Below are 16,100 nucleotides of genomic sequence, written 5' to 3'. Positions count from 1 at the left end.
GACGGGATGCAGCGCCGGTCATGTGCTGACCTAAGTCGACAACTCAGGCGTGCAGCTCGACGTAGCCGAGCCGGTGCCAGTGCTCGAAACGCTCGCGCAGCTCGCGGTCGACCAGCTCGACGGCATCGGCGGGCAGCGTGCACGGGCCGCGGCCACCGCCCTGGGAGACTCCCGACGACTGCGCTTCAGGCCAGCGCAGCTCCATCGGGAGTCCCCGACGTGACTCGAGCCCGATGCTCCGTGCCGTCCTTGCAGATGAACTTGACGCGGACGCGGAAGCGCTGACCGGGCGCCGCGGCTTCCTCTCGATGCAGCAGCATGGTCGTCAATCGAGCGTGACGAAGCCCTGGGCGCCGCCGATCATGCCGACTTCCACGCGCAGGAGCCCATCGGCGATGCCCTCGGACGGCACCATCAGGTACTCGTTGAATGACGCGGTGCCGCCGCTGTACAGCTCCTGCATCTGGTTGTCGTCGGGTACCGCGACGGATGCATCCCAGGCCTCATACGTCTCTCCCGAGGCCGCGACGTACGCGACCTGGATCTCCATCGTGCTGGCCGACTCGTCGCCGACGTAGGTGACCGAGAGCGGCACCTGGATGTACTGGAACCCGGCGTCCGGCGGGTCGTTGAACATGTTGCCCTCGGCGACGATCGCATTCGCGTCGAGGTTCGTCGCACCGACGACGAGCTCCCACTCGTCGGTCACGAGCTGGTCGCCCGCACGCCACGGGTTGTCGCGCGTGCCCTGCTCGGCGGGCGGCTCCGCCGCTTCGCTCGAGGCCGCCGGCTCAGCCGTAGAGGGCTCGACGGCTGCGTCCTCGACCTCTGCCGAAGAGGCAGTGTCACCGGACGGCGCAGCGGCAGGCGAGGGCGGCATGAAGCATGCGGACAGGCCGAGGCTGGCGATCAGTGCAGCACTCATTGCGGCGCTGCGGGTGAGGGTCGAGTTCATCGGATGCTCCTCTCGATCGACCTTCATGTGCCGCGGGATGCGACACGACGAGAATGCAGTCGACGGCCGAAAAGTGCTCTGGCAGCGGTGATAAGCCCCCTTATCAAAGTGCACCGTGCGACGATTCGATCCCCGACTTATGCTGAACCGGATGGAAGGGGGCCCATGACCACGATCGGCATGCAGGGCGTCGCGCGGCTCGCGCGCGTGCAGCGCCCCGTCGTGTCGATGTGGCGCAGCCGCACCCGTTCCGCAGAAGATCCGTTCCCGACGCCTGTCAACGATGACCCGCAGCGCCCGACGTTCGACGCTGCAGAGGTCGCCGCGTGGCTCGAGCGCACGGGCCGCGGCAACAACCCCGAGGCGCTGCTCGACGCCGCGGCGTACGCCACGCCCCCGCCTTCTGGCGCAGACTCGAGCGCGTCGCTGGCCGCGCTGATGACGCTGCGCGAACTGCACGGCGCACCGATCGCTTTGCTTGGTGCCGCCGAGCTGCAGCGTCTCGCGCTTGAGATCGATCCTGACGACGCGATGCTTCGTGCAGAGATCATCGCCTGCGTCGACGACCTTCCGAGGCTCGCGCGCCACGTCGACGCCGCGGTAGATGCGGACTACACGACGATCGCTGCCCTCTCCCGTCTGCTGGACGCATCCGACACCGACCGCGCGCTCGCGTTGACCGAGCCGGCGCTCGACCTGATCGAAGCGGCGGCTCGCGGCATGGTGGCCGCCGCCGTCGAGGGCGGCGACGCCGCGCCGACGCTGGTACTGCCGGTCGCAGCCGCTGGTCCGCTGATGCGACGTCTGGTGACCGCTGCCGACCGGGAGGTCGACATCGCGGTGCGCGGCTCAGCCGATGGCGAGCTGCGGGCGCTGCGGCGGATGATCGCCGTCTCCGGCCAGGCGAGCGGCACGCGGACCCTCGCAGACGAGCCAGGCGGCGAGCCCGCGCTGCACATCGTGCAGCTGCCCGTGTCGGGCAGCGTCGACGCTTCGCGGAGCCTGACCGAGATCGACGACGTCGCGCTCTCGATGACCGATGACCAGCACGCGCTCATCATCGGACCGGCGTCGCTGCTGATCGAGCCGCTCACAGGCGAGGCCGATCGACTGAGGGCCAGCGTCCTTCGTCTCGGCCGACTGCGCTCGATCGCGCGGCTCCCGCGCGGGTGCGCTGTGGGCGCTTCGCGAGCGCATCTGGCCATCTGGGTGCTGGGCTCGCCGCAGCACGATGTGCCGGCGGCCGATCGCTCGGTCGTGGCCGTCGACCTCGACGACCTCGATCTGACGCCGGACGTGCGCCACGATGCGGTGCTCGACCTGCTGAGCAGCCTCGGCGACCGCCACGAGAGGCATCTGCGCGCCTTCCGCTTCGGCCGGCCGGTGCCGCTGCGATCCATGCTCGCGCTCGGCGGTCGCCTCGTCCCCTCGAGGCCCCGTCGCGCCGACGTCGCCCCCGACGCCGAGCTCGTCTCGCGCTTCTTCGAAGCGCGCAGGCGTGTCGAAGCGTTCGGCGAGCGAATGCCTCCGGTCGCCCCGCGCGAGGGAGGCGAGGCGCCGCTTCCGCCCGCCGCGCTCGGCGACCTCGTGCGCGACCGGCAGATCCGGCGCATCCCCGGCACGCGCATCCCTGCCGACCTCTTCACCGACGACCCGCAGCGCGGCTTCCGTGTCGTCTCGCCGAGCGAGCTCCGTGGCCCAGGTCAGACCCGCTACGTCGACCGACTGCGGTTCGCGCAACTGGGCCGCAGCGCCCGGCTCACCGAGCCCGGCGACGTCATCGTCGTGGGTGGCGAGAGCCCCGCGGCGATGCTCGACCGCTACGGCGCGCTCGTCGTCGAGGCTCCCGCCGCGATCCTGCGCGTCGACCGGGCGGCGCATGCGCCGATCGAGCCGGCGCTGCTCGAGCACGACATCGAGCGCTTCGCGCGCGGCGACTGGAAGACCTGGCCTGTGCGACGGCTCGCCCCGGGCGCGCACCCGGCGATGCGCGAGTCGCTGGTCGACATCGTCGACCGCATGGGCGTGCTGCACCAGCAGCTCGCGCGGCTCGAGGAGTACGAGCGGGCGCTCGTGGATGGATTCGTCGCCGGCGTGCTCGCCCCTTCGGGTGAGCACGCTGACGAGCAGACCGAAGAAGGAGGTCACTAGGTGGCACGCAAGGCAACGGTCGAGGCAGCGCCCTCGACGATGAAGGAGCTCAAGGACACGCTGTGGAAGGCGGCCGACAAGCTGCGCGGGTCGATGGATGCGTCGCAGTACAAGGACGTCGTGCTCGGCCTCGTCTTCCTCAAGTACGTGTCGGATGCGTTCGAGGAGCGACGCGGGAAGATCCGCTCGGAGCTCGAGGCAGACGGGCTCGACGACGGGCAGATCGCGCAGCTGATCGACGACGTCGACGAGTACGTGGGGCACGGCGTCTTCTGGGTGCCGGAGCAGGCGCGCTGGTCGTTCCTCGCCGGGAGCGCGAAGGGCGCCGAGGGCACCGAGGGTGAGGGCCGCAAGTCGGCCGGGCAGCTGATCGACGACGCGATGAAGGCGCTCATGGACGAGAACGCGCCGCTCGCCGGCACGCTCCCCCGCGCCTTCAACCGCGACAGCGTCGACCAGCGGCGCCTCGGCGAGCTGATCGGCCTGCTCGACAACGCGCGCTTCGCGGGCGAGGGCGCGAAGCGCGCCCGAGACCTCCTGGGCGAGGTGTACGAGTACTTCCTCGAGAAGTTCGCCGCCGCCGAGGGCAAGCGAGGGGGCGAGTTCTACACGCCGGCGGGCGTCGTGCGCGTGCTCGTCGAGCTGCTCGAGCCGAAGAGCGGTCGCGTCTACGACCCGTGCTGCGGCTCGGGAGGCATGTTCGTGCAGGCCGAGAAGTTCCTCGAGGCGCACCACCACGAGGGCAGCGACATCTCGGTCTACGGGCAGGAGCACAACGAGCGGACGTGGCGCATGGCGCGCATGAACCTCGCGATCCACGGCCTGCAGGGCAACCTCGGGTCGTCGTGGGGCGACACGTTCGCGCGCGACCTGCACCCGGGGCTCGAGGCCGACGTGGTCATGGCGAACCCGCCCTTCAACATCAAGGACTGGTCGCGCAAGGAGGATGACGCGCGCTGGCGCTTCGGCGTGCCGCCCGCAGGCAACGCGAACTACGCGTGGATCCAGCACATCCTCTCGAAGCTCGCGCCCGACGGCCGGGCGGGCGTCGTGATGGCCAATGGCTCGATGTCGTCGAACGCGGGCGGGGAGAGCAAGATCCGCGCGGAAATCGTCGAGGCGGACCTCGTCTCATGCATGGTGGCATTGCCGGGGCAGCTCTTCCGTTCGACGCCGATCCCGGTCTGCGTTTGGTTTTTTGCGAAGGACAAGTCCGCTGGCAAGAACGGCTCGATCGATCGCGCCGGCCAGGTACTCTTCATCGACGCCCGCGATCTCGGCCACATGGTCGACCGCGCGGAGCGCGCGCTGAGCGACGACGACATTGCGCGTATCGCCGACACCTTCCACGCCTGGCGCGGCACCGCGTCGGCTCCCGATGCCCCCTACGAGGACATCGCGGGTTTCTCGTACTCGGCGACGCTCGCCGACATCGCGGACGCCGAGTACGCGCTTACCCCTGGGCGCTACGTCGGTAGCGCCCAAACCGACGAAGACAGCGAGCCGTTCGAGCACAAGTTGGGGCGCCTGACCGCGGACCTGTTCGCACAGATGGAGCAGTCCGACCGCCTGGCGGCGGTCGTGCGCAAGCAGCTGGGGCGAGTCTCGTGAAGCGAGTCCGACTCGGCGACGTGACCATCAAGATCGGCTCTGGTGCAACGCCCCGTGGGGGCTCAACTGTCTACACAGACCGTGGCGTGACATTGATCCGCTCTCAGAATGTCCTGGATCACGCGATGCGAGTCGCGGATATCGCCCACATCAGCGACGACGCCGCCTACGCGCTTAGAAGCGTTGAAGTGCAACGTGGTGACGTTCTCATCAACATTACGGGTGAGTCAGTGGCAAGGACCGCCGTCGTCGACGAACGGCTACTCCCGGCGCGCGTCAACCAGCATGTCGCGATCCTGCGTGTCGACCGTGCGTGTCTCGACCCGGTATACCTTCAAAAGTTGCTGGCGTCGCCGACAACCAAGTCAGCGCTTCTTCAGCAAGCGGGAGGCGGCGCCACGCGACGCGCGCTAACAAAGGCCCAACTGTCCGCGCTGATCATCCCGCTACCGGCGATCGCTGAGCAGCAAGCGATCGCTGCGGTACTGGGCGCGCTCGACGACAAGATCGTCGCCAACGCGAACCGAGCTCAGGCAGCTTTCGACCTTTCACAATCAATATTTGATTCGACATCCCGTCGCTCAGTCCGCACCGAGCGAATCGGCGACATCGCAACGGTTGTGCTCGGGGGGACGCCTGCGCGGTCGAACGCGACGTATTGGTCGGACGGCAAGGTGCCATGGCTGCAATCGGGCGCAGCAAACGCGGATCGCATCGTTGAGCCAACAACGCTCATAACTGCAGAGGCGTTGCAGAAGAGCGCCGCGAAGCTGATGCCGATCGGGGCCACCGTCATCGCGATCACCGGAGCAACGCTCGGCCAGGTCTCGCGCCTGGAGATCGAAGCGTCGGGCAATCAGTCGCTCGTTGGGGCCTGGACAGATTCCGCCGCAGACTCTGCCTGGCTCCACTTCGCAATCCGAGATGCCGTTCCGGAACTCCTGAAGCACGCTACGGGCGCTGCGCAACAGCATGTCTCGAAGGGTTCAGTCGCGGGACTCGCCGTCAAGTGGCCGGTTGGGCCGCTCCGCCAGCACGCCGGATCTCAAATCGAGTCGCTCCTTACGTACGCCGCGAGCGGGGACTTCGAATCAGTAACACTGCGTCGGATGCGCGACGCACTCCTGCCCGAACTGATGTCTGGCAGGCTTCGGGTCAAGGACGCTGAACGGGCAGTCGAGGAGGCGGTGTGAGATGGCGCTGATCTCGGAGGCCACGTGGGAGGAGATCGCGCTCGAGACGCTCGCCGAGCCGCTCGGGTGGCAGCCCAAGCACGGCACCGAGATTGCACCCGGCACCGACGAGCGCGAGCGCTGGGACGACCCGCTCATCCGTCCTAGGTTGCTCGCCGCGATGCAGCGACTCAACCCGCACGTGCCGCCGCAGCACCTCGCGCAGGCGCTCGGCGAGATCGCGCAGCCGACAAGCCTGGATGCGATCACCGAGAACCACCGCGTCCACGAGATCCTCGTCGACGGCTACCGCCTCACCTACATCGACGAGGAGGGCGTCGAGCAGCACCCGACGATCCGGGTGCTCAGCGACCGGCCCGAGGAGAACGACTGGCTCGCGGTCAACCAGGTGACAGTGCGCGACCGCGAGCACCACCGCCGCTTCGACGTCGTGCTCTACGTCAACGGCATGCCGCTGGGTGTCGTCGAGCTCAAGCGATCGAGCGCTGACGACGAGACGGCCGCCGCCCACGCGCAGGTGCAGACCTACGTGCGCGAGCTGCCGATGGCGTTCCGCTTTACCGTCTTCGTGATCTTCAGCAACGGCCAGACCGCGAAGTACGGCACGCCGTTCACGCCGCTCAATCACATCGCGCCCTGGAACGTCGACGAGGACGGCAGCCGCGTCGAGTACGGCACCCAGGACGCACCCGACACCGGGCTCGAGCAGGTGCTCGACGGGCTCGGCAACCAGGAGCGGTTCCTGCAGCTCGTGCGCCACTACACCGCCTTCGACGGCAGCGACGAGGGCCTGACCAAGCGCATCGCCAAGCCGCACCAGTACTTCGCCGTGACGAAGGCCGTCGCGGCGACCATCGAGGCGGTGCGCTCGAACGGCAAGGCGGGCGTGGTCTGGCACACGCAAGGCTCCGGCAAGTCGATGGAGATGGAGCTCTACTCGGCGCTCATCGCCAGGAAGCCGCAGCTCGGCAACCCCACGATCGTCGTCATCACCGACCGCAACGAGCTCGACTCGCAGCTCTTCGACGGGTTCGCCCGAAGCCTGCTGCTCCCCGAACGACCCCAGCGCGTCGGCTCGCGGCAGGCGCTGCGAGACGCGCTTGACGGCCGTTCCACCGGCGGCATCCTCTTCACGACGCTGCAGAAGTTCGCCCCCACGCGGGCCGAACGCGATGCTGGCCTCGCGCATCCTCTGCTCTCATCACGCCGCAACATCGTCGTGGTCGTCGACGAGGCGCACCGCAGTCACTACGACGACCTCGACGGCTACGCGCGGCACCTGCGCGATGCGCTGCCGAACGCGACACTCATCGCCTTCACCGGCACGCCTATCTCGTTCGCCGAGCGCAACACCCGCGAGGTCTTCGGCGACTACATCGACATCTACGACCTCACGCGGGCGGTCGACGACGGCGCGACCGTGCCCGTGGCGTTCGAGCCGCGGCTCATCGCGGTTGAGCGGGAGCTCAGCGAGGACCAGATCAACGCGGCCGCCGACGAGGCGACCATTGGGCTCGACGAAGCCGAGCGGGCGAAGCTGGAGGCATCGGTCGCCGTGCTCAACGCGGTCTACGGCGCACCCGAGCGCCTGCGGGCGCTCGCCGCCGACATCGTCGCGCACTGGGAGCGGCGCCGCGCCGCAATGACGCCGTTCATCGGCGCGAACGGCAAGGCGCTCATCGTCGGCGCTACCCGCGACATCTGCGCGCGGCTCTATGCCGAGATCGTCGCGCTGCGCCCCGAGTGGCACGCGGATGCCGACTCGGCTGGCGTCATCAAGGTCGTCTACTCGGGCACACCGGCAGATCCGCAGCCGATCAGCGACCACGTGCGGCGCGACAGCCAGAACGCCGCGATCAAAGAGCGGCTGAAGGACGTCGACGACGTGCTCGAGCTCGTGATCGTCAAGGACATGATGCTCACCGGCTTCGATGCGCCGCCGCTCCACACCCTCTACCTCGACCGACCGCTGAAGGGAGCGCTGCTCATGCAGACGCTCGCTCGGGTGAACCGCACGTTCCGCGGCAAGCGCGACGGCCTACTGGTCTCGTACGCGCCGCTGGTCGAGAACCTCTCGAAGGCGCTCGCGGAATATACGCAGACCGACCAGGTGGAGCGGCCCGTCGGCCGCGAGATCGACGAGGCTGCGGTCGTCGCGCGCGCGATGGTCGACGAGCTGCGGGCGTTGTTCACCGGGTACGACTGGCGCCGCGAGCTCGATCGCAACGACCCGCGCTCGATGGTGCGTGCCGTGACCGGCGCGGCAAACCACATCCGTGATGCCGCAGACCCGGCGAATGCGCCCGAGCTCGAGCAGGAGACACGGGTCGCGTCGTTCCGGAGGCTCACGGGGCAGTTGGCGCGTGCATGGGCGCTCGCCGGCGGCATGGCGACGCTCGCCGACCTCAAGCAGGAGATCCGCTTCTACGAGGAGGTGCGGATCCTCGTCGCGAAGTTCGACGCGCGCGAGCGGCAGGCCCGCGGGGAGCCGGTGCCCGCGGACATCGCTCGCCTGCTCGGCGACCTCGTCGCGAAGGCGACGGGCACCGGCGACATCGTCGACATCTACGAGGCGGCCGGCATCCCTCGGCCGTCGCTGCATGAGCTGTCCCCCGAGTTCCTCGCGAAGGCGCAGGCCGCGCCCAATCCCCAGCTCGCGATCGAGGCGCTGCGCGCGACGCTCGTCGAGGAGTCGAAGCGAACCTCGGCGTCGAACCTGGTGCGGCAGCGGGCGTTCGCGGAGCGGATTGCCGAGGTGATGAACCGCTACACGAACCAGCAGCTGACGTCGGCTGAGGTCATCGCCGAGCTCGTCGAGCTCGCGAAGGAGATCGCTGCGGACGCCGAGCGTGGCAAGCGCTTCTCACCGCCACTGAACGACGACGAGCTTGCCTTCTTCGACGCCGTCGCGCAGAACGAATCCGCCGTCGAGGTGCAGGGTGAGGGCGTGCTCGCCGACATCGCGCGCGAGCTCGTCGCGGTGATGCGACGCGACGTGCGCACGGACTGGACGGTGCGCGACGACGTGCGAGCGAAGCTGCGGTCGTCGATCAAGCGGCTACTCGTGAAGCACGGGTACCCGCCGGACCGGCAGCCTGAGGCCATAAGGCTCGTCATGGATCAGATGGAGCAGATGGCGCCGCGATACAGCACGGCGCCGAAAGCGGCAACTTTGCACTTGTGACTGGGTTGGGACAGGTGGCCGTGACGGAAGCACGGTCGAGCATGTCCCCCTAACGGTCGCGTGCATGGACGTGCCAGAGTCATGCCGACTTGGGGCGCCCGAAGCGAATCCAGAGTGCTGCGAGAGGCGAGCGGCGTTCGGATGGACTAGTCCTCGCGGCACGCCGAGGCGGTGCCCTTCAGGAAGATGCCGCTACCTCACGACCTAGCGCCTAAACGTTCAGGGACTTGTTGCTTCCGCAGTAGTCTCATGTCATGTCGCCGCACAATGTCGTGGAGTTCGTGAATGGATTGAGCGAGAAGCTTGCGTCACGTTCACGCCACGTGTGCTTGTTCCTCGGTGCCGGGGCGTCGAAGGCGTGCGGGCTTCCCGATGTGGCAGGACTCACCGAACACCTCCGGGCTGCCTTGGAGGACGAACAACTGGCTGCTTTCGATCGGCTCGCAACAGATAGAAACCTGGAGCAAGTTCTCAGTCGTTTGCGCCGGATATCGACGCTCCTCCGAGGCGCAGACGACACAGTAGACGGGCTGAGCGCTGAGGAAGCGAATGCGCTGGACGTCGAAGTGTGCCGGATTATCATAGAGAGCCTGACGTCCGGAAGCGCTACTCTCGAGCCGATGCTGCGCTTAGCGTCGTGGGCGGCCAGAGCCGACTACCACCGCCCTCTCGAAATTTTCACAGTCAACTACGACTTGCTCGTTGAGACGGGACTAGAAGCCCTAGGCGTCCCGTACTTTGATGGTTTTGTCGGCACCCTGCGTGCGCGGTTCCGCAGCGACCTAGTGGAAGCAAGCGGCGACGCGGTACGCGGGTTTCAATCAGCAGGGGAGTCTCTTCCGGCGTTCCTCGTGCGTCTGTGGAAGTTGCACGGCTCAGTACATTGGGTCTGGACTGAAGACGAAAACCCAGCGGTCGTGCGCCTCGGAACGATCGCGCCCGGCGGACAACCGGCCGCGATCTACCCGTCAGACGCCAAGTACGATGAGTCGCGACGGGTCCCATTCCTTGTGCTCCAGGATCGTCTGCGTCGTTCCCTGGAGGAGACCGAGACTCTGACGCTGGTCACGGGCTACGCGTTCGGCGATCAGCACTTAAACGAGACCATCTTCGCTGCGGCTCGGCGACGCTCACGGTCTGAAACTGTGGTCTTTTGTTTCTCTGAGATCCCTGAAGAGCTAGCGGCGTTGGCAACCACGACGCCCAATGTTCAAGTCGTTACGCGCACTGAGGCGATTATCGGGGGCATACGGGCTGCCTGGAGCGAGCCGGGAGCGATACCGTCCGATGTATGGCAGGACGGCGCGTTCTTGCTCGGTAATTTCGACTCCCTCACACGCTTCCTGGCGAGGAGTTCTCCTCCGCGCGGCGAGCTCCAGGCCCGTCTGGAAGATCTGCTGTCAAGGGCAGCAATCTCCAATGAGTGAGTCGGAGCCGACCTGCATTGGTCGCGTTAGACACGTCCTCGGGGCTCGCGTCACAGTGGCCCTCGACCCTGATCTGGCGGGCGCAGCACCCATCTATCGTGGGCGTCTGCAACGCATCGGTCAAGTCGGCTCGATGGTGAGGATTCCGCAGGGACTCGTTGATCTGGTCGGGCAGGTTGGGCTCCTCGGAATTGCGGAACTGAGCGGAACTGCTCAGCCGGTGGACGCTGTTCAAGTCGGGGAGCGATGGCTCCAGATCGAGTTGCTAGGTGAGATTGATCGGGGCACTGGGCGGTTCCAACGAGGAGTGGGGACGTATCCGGGTCTGGACGATCCCGTCCACTTTGCTACAGCCGATGATCTGCGCTCGCTCTTCCCCCGGCCCAATGAGAGATTGCTGCGCCTCGGTCGCCTCGCGGCGGCTGAGGAAGTGCCAATCTGCCTTGACGCTAATCGCTTCGTGACGCGTCACGCTGCCATCGTAGGATCCACCGGGGCAGGTAAGACGAGTTGCGTTGCCTCTCTCCTGCAAGGGTTCTCGCGAGGGGGCTGGGACGCAGCGAACATCGTCGTCATTGACCCGCACGGCGAGTACGCTGAGGCACTTCGCGGCCACGCGTCCATACGCTCGGTTCTTGCCGAAGGAGACCGACGTCTCCAGGTGCCCTATTGGGCCTTGCCCGCGCTCGACATCCTGCACGCCTTCGCGGGAACGCAGGGAGGCGGCACGGTCCAGGCCCGTTTCCGCGATCTTGTCACGCAGGAGCGTCGGGCCTTCGCGGCTGAAGCCGACTGGCTCGCGCTCGATTCTGAAGCCGTTACCGCGGACACGCCTATCCCTTTCGACCTTCGCAGGGTCTGGCACCAACTGGATGCTGAGAACAACGAAGTTCGACAAGACAAGAATGATCCAGAAACGGCAATCATTGAAGTGCAGGGCGACCCGCAAGCGCTAGTTCGAACGACATTCGCAGCATATGGCCCGGGCGGCGCTGCCCCGTTCAAAGGCCCCATCCATGGCGTCTATGGTGCGGTTCCTGAATTGCTGCGTCTGGGGCTCCTCGACCCGCGTCGCGTCTTCCTCCAGGGGCCAACCGGCGACCCCAAGGGTCAGGATCCCCTGATGGAGGAGGTGGCGAACTGGCTAGGGCGAGAGCAGCCGGTCTCGATCCTCGACTTCAGCGGGGTTCCAGACGAGGCAAGCGAGTTGGCAATTGGGGTTATCCTGTCGTTGCTGTTTGAAACAGCGGTCCGCGCCCCTCTTGACGGTACCGGGATCGGCCGTAGCCGCCCAGTGCTTATCGTTCTAGAGGAAGCGCATCGCTACCTCGGGCCGGCCGTAGCCAACATGGCGAGCAGTGCGGCTAATCGCATCGCTCGCGAGGGCCGCAAGTACGGCGTGGGCCTGGTTCTTGTCACGCAACGTCCCTCGGAACTGCCCGACACTGCGCTAGCTCAGGTCGGCACGCTCATAGCGCTGCGGCTGAGCAACTCGGCCGATCAGGCCAAGATTCGGGCAGCGTTGCCTGACAGCGTGTCGGGGCTTGCGGCGCTGTTGCCTGCCCTGCGGACTGGGGAAGCCATCGTCTCCGGCGAAGCGGTCGGCTTACCAGCGCGCGCGCTGGTCGACCCGCCTAATCCGTTCCCAGACGCCCACGATCCGGACCTCGGAGCTTGGCGGCAGCCCGCGAGTTCACCCGACGTCGGCGCGGCAATCGCGTCTTGGCGCGGCATCTACGACAAGGAGCAAGAATGATTGATTGGAAGCCCGTAGTTGGGTCGAGCCGGATCGTCGCCGAGGCGTATCTGTCCGAGAGCGAAACTATTCTCGTTCGCTTCCCAAACGGCGTCGAGTGGGCGTATTCCGCATGCCCCGAGGCTATATGGGAAGAGTTCACCGCGAGCGGCCAGTCCCGGGGCAAGTACATCGCAGCTGTCCTCAACGCGAAGCCAAATGGACGCTGGGCGAACTAGGTGCTTCCTTGCCTGACTTCATGCAGCCGGAAGCCCCATTAAAGGGCGTCCAGACCCAAACAAATTGGCGCTCGATGCCGGCCCCGACCAAGTACCAGGTCCCTCGCCACCGCCGATTCGTGATCGACAGGTCGCGCCAGGCGGAGAACGTCGCCTTCGCCGCCGTGCCTCCTCAGCCGCCGCGAGCGCGAGCTCGCGAATGGCGGTGCCGAGCGCAGGGTTGACGACGGGCGCGGCGCGGCGCGGCGCGGCGCGGCGCGGCCCGAGCGTCAGTCAGGCGCCTAGAGGAACTCGAGCGGGTCGAACTCGTCGATCGGGATGATGCGGACGCGCGGCAGGCGCGAGTTGAACGCCGCCACGTCGTACTCGAGGTCGAAGAACTCGATGCCGTCGACGTCGCGCAGGTCGCCGGCCATGAATTCGCCGAAGCCGACGATGCCGACGCGGCGCGCGCCGTCCTGCGCGAGGCGCTGCATTTGCAGCGCGAAGTCGCGGTCGTGGCTCACGAGCATGACGTCGTCTGCCCGGGCGGCCAGCGCATCCGCCGTCTTCTGGATCGCGATGTCGACGACCTTGCCCTCGCCGCTGAGCGGCACCGGTCGGTAGCCCATCGCGATGAGCGCCTGCACGAACGACGCCGGCAGCTCGTGCGAGACGGCGAGGAAGAAGAGGCCCTTCACCGGCTGCTGCCACGTGCGCTCGGCGAAGTCGAGCACCTTGTTCCAGCGTGGGCGCTCCTGCGGCTCCGGGCGGCGGTCGAGGATCGAGATGCCGAGCGTCGCGTCGATGTTCTCGCCGTCGACGAGGAGGTAGGTGGTGCGCTCGGCCATGGTGCGACCCTATCCCGGCCGTTACGAGCGCACGTCGAGCGGGTCGCCGTCCGGCCCCTCGAGGGCGACATAGCGCATGTGCCACCGCAGGCCGTCGGCGGTGCGGCCGATGCAGACGTAGACGATCGCCACCGCGTCGCCCATCGGGTACGGCACCGGCATGCGCGCCATCGGCACGCCCACCTCGGTCGTGCCGGGCACGGGCTCCCAGTCGTCGGTGACCGTGCCGTCGAGCGGGCCGCCGACGAACTCGGCCAGCCGCGAGCGCTGCATGGCCACCATGGTGTCGAGATCGAGGTGCATGGGCTCAGCCTGGCGACGGCCGCTGACATCGACGCGCTGACGCTCAGGGCGGACAGGGCTCGCGATGCCGCGCTGATGCCGCCGTACGTCAGCGCGTCGACGCCTCCCACAATGCCGAGACCGGCGCGCCGACGAGGCGATCGGCATAGCGGTAGCCATGCTCCGCCGTGCCGAGCACGATGCCGCCGAGGAAGCGTTCCCCGAGCTTGTCGCGCAGTTTCACAAGACCCTGGAACTGCTGTGCGCTGTAGGAGCTCGACGCCTTCACCTCGATGCCGAGCACCGCGCCATCGGCGAACTCGAGGACGAGGTCGACCTCGTGACCGTTCCGATCGCGGTAGTGGAAGAGCTCGAACTCCTGCTCCGACCACGTCTGCTGCTTGAGCAGCTCTGCCGTCACCCACGCCTCGAGGTAGGCGCCGAACGCCTCGCCATACTCGAGCGAAGCGAGCTGGCGTGCGGTCACCCGAGTGAGCCGCGTCGCGATGGCACCGTCGAGCACCAGCGCCTTGGGCTTGCCGACTTCGCGCTTGGCGAGGTTCGGCGTCCACGGCGGCAGCGTCGCGATCAGTCCCACATCGTGCAGCAGGTCGAGATAGCTCGGCATCGTCGAGCTGGGGATGCCGACCTCGGTCGCGAGCCGGGCGCGCACCAGCTCGGACGACTGCCGCCCGCTCAGTGCTCGGAGCAGGGCCATCACGCGCGCGGGTCGGACTTCTCGTCGCAGCTCCGGCAGGTCGCGCGAGACCAGCGATTGCAGGTAGTCGTCGATCCACGCGTTGCGTGCGCGCTCGGGGAGCAGCTGAGCGTCAGGGAAGGAGCCGTGGGTGACCAGTCCTGCATAGCCAGCGCGCTGGTAGATGCCGGCGACACCGATCAACCGTGAGACCCCATGCTGGCGCACGAGCTGCGCGAAGTCGTCGAAGGTCTGGGCTCGCTCCCCGGCGCTGAAGCCGTGGAGACGCAGACGCGAAGCGCGCCCCGCGAGGCTGTCGGCCGTACCTCTCACCGTCAGCAGACTTGCTGATCCCGTCGTGATGAACCGAGCTGGCCGCCGCTCCTCATCGATCGCTGCCTTCAGGGCCAGCGTCAGGAGCGGGAGCCGCTGCAGCTCGTCGATGACCAGCTGACGATCACCGGCCTGGGCGACGAAGCCCTCTGGGTCGGCCGCCGCTGCGTCACGGGTCGGTTGATGGTCGAGCGTCACGTGCACCGCGCCTTCCGCGGCGATCTGTCGGGCCAGCGTGCTCTTGCCAACCTGGCGCGCGCCCTCGATCACCAGCATCGGTGAGTACTCGAGGCGCTCTCTCGCGCGCGCGGCGAGGTGGCGGTCGAGCGTCGGGCGCATGGTGCTACCGTATCTCAATCCGGCAGAACGCTGTAGCCAATCCGTTGTTTCGCTGTCCTTAATCGGCTGCTTTGCTGAGGCTGGCGGCCTGGATCACGATGGGATCGTGAGGCGCGGTCCGCGCGAGAACGCGACGCTCAGTCCTCTCGGCCTACGATCGAGCCGGGCAGTCGCACCGCGTCGGAAGGGGTCCGCAGCATGCGCCACGCACAGGTCGGCCGCGTCGCCGCCGCCAGCCTCCTCGTCGCGATGCCGACGCTCGCGCTCACCGGGTGCTTCATCCCGAGCCCGCCGCCGGTGCCGAGGCCCGAGAGCCTCGAGCCGATCGCGCAGGGCTCGCCCGACGAAGGCGACGTGCGCGCCGGATTCATCCCCGGCGACGGCACGGCCGAGCTCACGCTGCTCATCGACCAGCGCGCCGCGGTCGTCGCCACCGCATCCTCGACCGACGACGAGGACCTCACGCTGCGCATCGTCGGCGACGGCGCCGACGTCGAGAACGACGACGGCTACGACGAGGCCGGCGGCTTCGCGCTCGACACCAGCACCCGCGACCCGCTGCTCGCGACGGTGCTCGAGCCCGGCAGCTACACGATCGAGGTCGCCGAGTACGGCGGCGATGCGACCGGCTTCGAGCTGCAGGTGCTGACGAGCACGGATGCGGTGGGGCCGGGGGAGCAGGTCGACCTCACGGTCGAGCCGGGGCGGCCGGGGGTCGCGATCGCGACCATCGGCGCCGCGACGCAGGCGATCAGCGCGACCGCTGACTTCGAGACGGTGCTGTGGGCGCAGATGGGCGACTCGGAGACCACGTATCGCGACGAGGACTTCGGGGGTGACGGCAACCCGCGCATCGAGCTGTTCGGGGAGTCCGCGCAGGAGGTGGTGGTCGTGGCGTTCGAGGTGGAGGCGGGCGACGGGGGAGTGGTGAGGCTCAGCGTGGAGTGACGTGGTCTCGACTCGCGCGGCTGCGCCGCGCGGCTCGACCGGCGGTTGGGGTGCCGCCGGGCGGGATTGGTCTCGATACGCGGCCGGCGGAGCCGGCCGCTACTCGACATTGAGAATGGGCGCGGCGGCCTCGCGGGCGCCTGACTTGCTACTCGACAGGCTCCTCGGATGCCTTG

At 67.7% G+C, this 16,100-nt stretch carries 13 protein-coding genes; 8 read left to right on the top strand and 5 right to left on the bottom strand.

Annotation, left to right across the window (positions count from 1 at the left end; translation table 11 throughout):
* Nucleotides 1–43: 43 nt before the first annotated feature.
* Together AC1RNL_RS05475 and AC1RNL_RS05470 are read right to left on the bottom strand one after the other, a co-directional pair.
* Complete coding sequence (locus AC1RNL_RS05475; RefSeq protein ID WP_492934656.1) at nucleotides 44–205, bottom strand: hypothetical protein; 162 nt, start codon at nucleotides 203–205, stop codon at nucleotides 44–46.
* A 120-nt stretch (nucleotides 206–325) separates the two neighbouring features.
* Nucleotides 326–955, bottom strand: a complete 630-nt coding sequence (locus AC1RNL_RS05470; RefSeq protein WP_492934655.1) for a hypothetical protein — start codon at nucleotides 953–955, stop codon at nucleotides 326–328.
* 3 nt (nucleotides 956–958) lie between these two features.
* Here AC1RNL_RS05470 and AC1RNL_RS05465 point away from each other — a divergent pair, with 3 nt between their 5' ends.
* The 7 genes from AC1RNL_RS05465 (at nucleotide 959) to AC1RNL_RS05435 (ending at nucleotide 12,495) form a co-directional block, all read left to right on the top strand.
* Complete coding sequence (locus AC1RNL_RS05465) at nucleotides 959–3,106, top strand: hypothetical protein (protein ID WP_492934654.1); 2,148 nt, start codon at nucleotides 959–961, stop codon at nucleotides 3,104–3,106.
* A 39-nt stretch (nucleotides 3,107–3,145) separates the two neighbouring features.
* Nucleotides 3,146–4,717, top strand: a complete 1,572-nt coding sequence (locus AC1RNL_RS05460) for a class I SAM-dependent DNA methyltransferase (RefSeq protein WP_492934768.1) — start codon at nucleotides 3,146–3,148, stop codon at nucleotides 4,715–4,717.
* Nucleotides 4,718–4,737: 20 nt separating this feature from the next.
* Nucleotides 4,738–5,910 carry a restriction endonuclease subunit S gene (locus AC1RNL_RS05455; protein WP_492934653.1) on the top strand — a complete coding sequence of 391 codons (1,173 nt, stop codon included), beginning with the start codon at nucleotides 4,738–4,740 and terminating at the stop codon, nucleotides 5,908–5,910.
* 1 nt (nucleotide 5,911) lies between these two features.
* Nucleotides 5,912–9,094, top strand: coding sequence for a type I restriction endonuclease subunit R (locus AC1RNL_RS05450; protein WP_492934652.1), 3,183 nt, complete (start codon nucleotides 5,912–5,914; stop codon nucleotides 9,092–9,094).
* Nucleotides 9,095–9,348: 254 nt separating this feature from the next.
* Nucleotides 9,349–10,521, top strand: a complete 1,173-nt coding sequence (locus AC1RNL_RS05445; protein ID WP_492934651.1) for an SIR2 family protein — start codon at nucleotides 9,349–9,351, stop codon at nucleotides 10,519–10,521.
* A complete protein-coding gene (locus AC1RNL_RS05440) occupies nucleotides 10,514–12,277 on the top strand; it encodes an ATP-binding protein (RefSeq protein WP_492934650.1) in 1,764 nt (587 codons plus the stop codon). The genes AC1RNL_RS05445 and AC1RNL_RS05440 overlap by 8 nt, the downstream gene beginning before the upstream one ends.
* Nucleotides 12,274–12,495: a KTSC domain-containing protein gene (locus AC1RNL_RS05435; protein WP_492934649.1), complete on the top strand. Its 222-nt coding sequence runs from the start codon at nucleotides 12,274–12,276 to the stop codon at nucleotides 12,493–12,495. The genes AC1RNL_RS05440 and AC1RNL_RS05435 overlap by 4 nt, the downstream gene beginning before the upstream one ends.
* 281 nt (nucleotides 12,496–12,776) lie before the next feature.
* Here the strand turns inward: AC1RNL_RS05435 and AC1RNL_RS05430 are convergent, their stop codons facing one another.
* From AC1RNL_RS05430 to AC1RNL_RS05420, 3 genes are all read right to left on the bottom strand, one after another.
* The gene (locus AC1RNL_RS05430) at nucleotides 12,777–13,325 is read right to left on the bottom strand and encodes an NYN domain-containing protein (RefSeq protein WP_492934648.1); all 549 of its coding nucleotides are present in this window, start codon (nucleotides 13,323–13,325) and stop codon (nucleotides 12,777–12,779) included.
* 21 nt (nucleotides 13,326–13,346) lie between these two features.
* A complete protein-coding gene (locus tag AC1RNL_RS05425; protein WP_364192979.1) occupies nucleotides 13,347–13,628 on the bottom strand; it encodes a hypothetical protein in 282 nt (93 codons plus the stop codon).
* Between the two features lie 88 nt (nucleotides 13,629–13,716).
* Complete coding sequence (locus tag AC1RNL_RS05420; RefSeq protein ID WP_128189784.1) at nucleotides 13,717–14,976, bottom strand: ATP-binding protein; 1,260 nt, start codon at nucleotides 14,974–14,976, stop codon at nucleotides 13,717–13,719.
* 198 nt (nucleotides 14,977–15,174) lie between these two features.
* On the opposite strand from AC1RNL_RS05420, the gene AC1RNL_RS05415 reads away from it, so the two are divergent.
* Nucleotides 15,175–15,924 carry a hypothetical protein gene (locus AC1RNL_RS05415; protein ID WP_492934647.1) on the top strand — a complete coding sequence of 250 codons (750 nt, stop codon included), beginning with the start codon at nucleotides 15,175–15,177 and terminating at the stop codon, nucleotides 15,922–15,924.
* Nucleotides 15,925–16,100: the final 176 nt, after the last annotated feature.

The organism is Agrococcus sp. GW821-FHT14H11 (genome assembly GCF_058803545.1).
This window is presented reverse-complemented; position numbering and strand designations above follow the sequence as displayed.

Bases quoted from the DNA above. Each gene is read 5' to 3' on its own strand.
- AC1RNL_RS05475 (WP_492934656.1), bottom strand. From the start codon at position 205: ATGGAGCTGCGCTGGCCTGAAGCGCAGTCGTCGGGAGTCTCCCAGGGC.
- AC1RNL_RS05470 (WP_492934655.1), bottom strand. From the start codon at position 955: ATGAACTCGACCCTCACCCGCAGCGCCGCAATGAGTGCTGCACTGATC.
- AC1RNL_RS05465 (WP_492934654.1), top strand. From the start codon at position 959: ATGCTCCTCTCGATCGACCTTCATGTGCCGCGGGATGCGACACGACGA.
- AC1RNL_RS05460 (WP_492934768.1), top strand. From the start codon at position 3,146: ATGAAGGAGCTCAAGGACACGCTGTGGAAGGCGGCCGACAAGCTGCGC.
- AC1RNL_RS05450 (WP_492934652.1), top strand. From the start codon at position 5,912: ATGGCGCTGATCTCGGAGGCCACGTGGGAGGAGATCGCGCTCGAGACG.
- AC1RNL_RS05445 (WP_492934651.1), top strand. From the start codon at position 9,349: ATGTCGCCGCACAATGTCGTGGAGTTCGTGAATGGATTGAGCGAGAAG.
- AC1RNL_RS05440 (WP_492934650.1), top strand. From the start codon at position 10,514: ATGAGTGAGTCGGAGCCGACCTGCATTGGTCGCGTTAGACACGTCCTC.
- AC1RNL_RS05435 (WP_492934649.1), top strand. From the start codon at position 12,274: ATGATTGATTGGAAGCCCGTAGTTGGGTCGAGCCGGATCGTCGCCGAG.
- AC1RNL_RS05430 (WP_492934648.1), bottom strand. From the start codon at position 13,325: ATGGCCGAGCGCACCACCTACCTCCTCGTCGACGGCGAGAACATCGAC.
- AC1RNL_RS05425 (WP_364192979.1), bottom strand. From the start codon at position 13,628: ATGCACCTCGATCTCGACACCATGGTGGCCATGCAGCGCTCGCGGCTG.
- AC1RNL_RS05420 (WP_128189784.1), bottom strand. From the start codon at position 14,976: ATGCGCCCGACGCTCGACCGCCACCTCGCCGCGCGCGCGAGAGAGCGC.
- AC1RNL_RS05415 (WP_492934647.1), top strand. From the start codon at position 15,175: ATGCGCCACGCACAGGTCGGCCGCGTCGCCGCCGCCAGCCTCCTCGTC.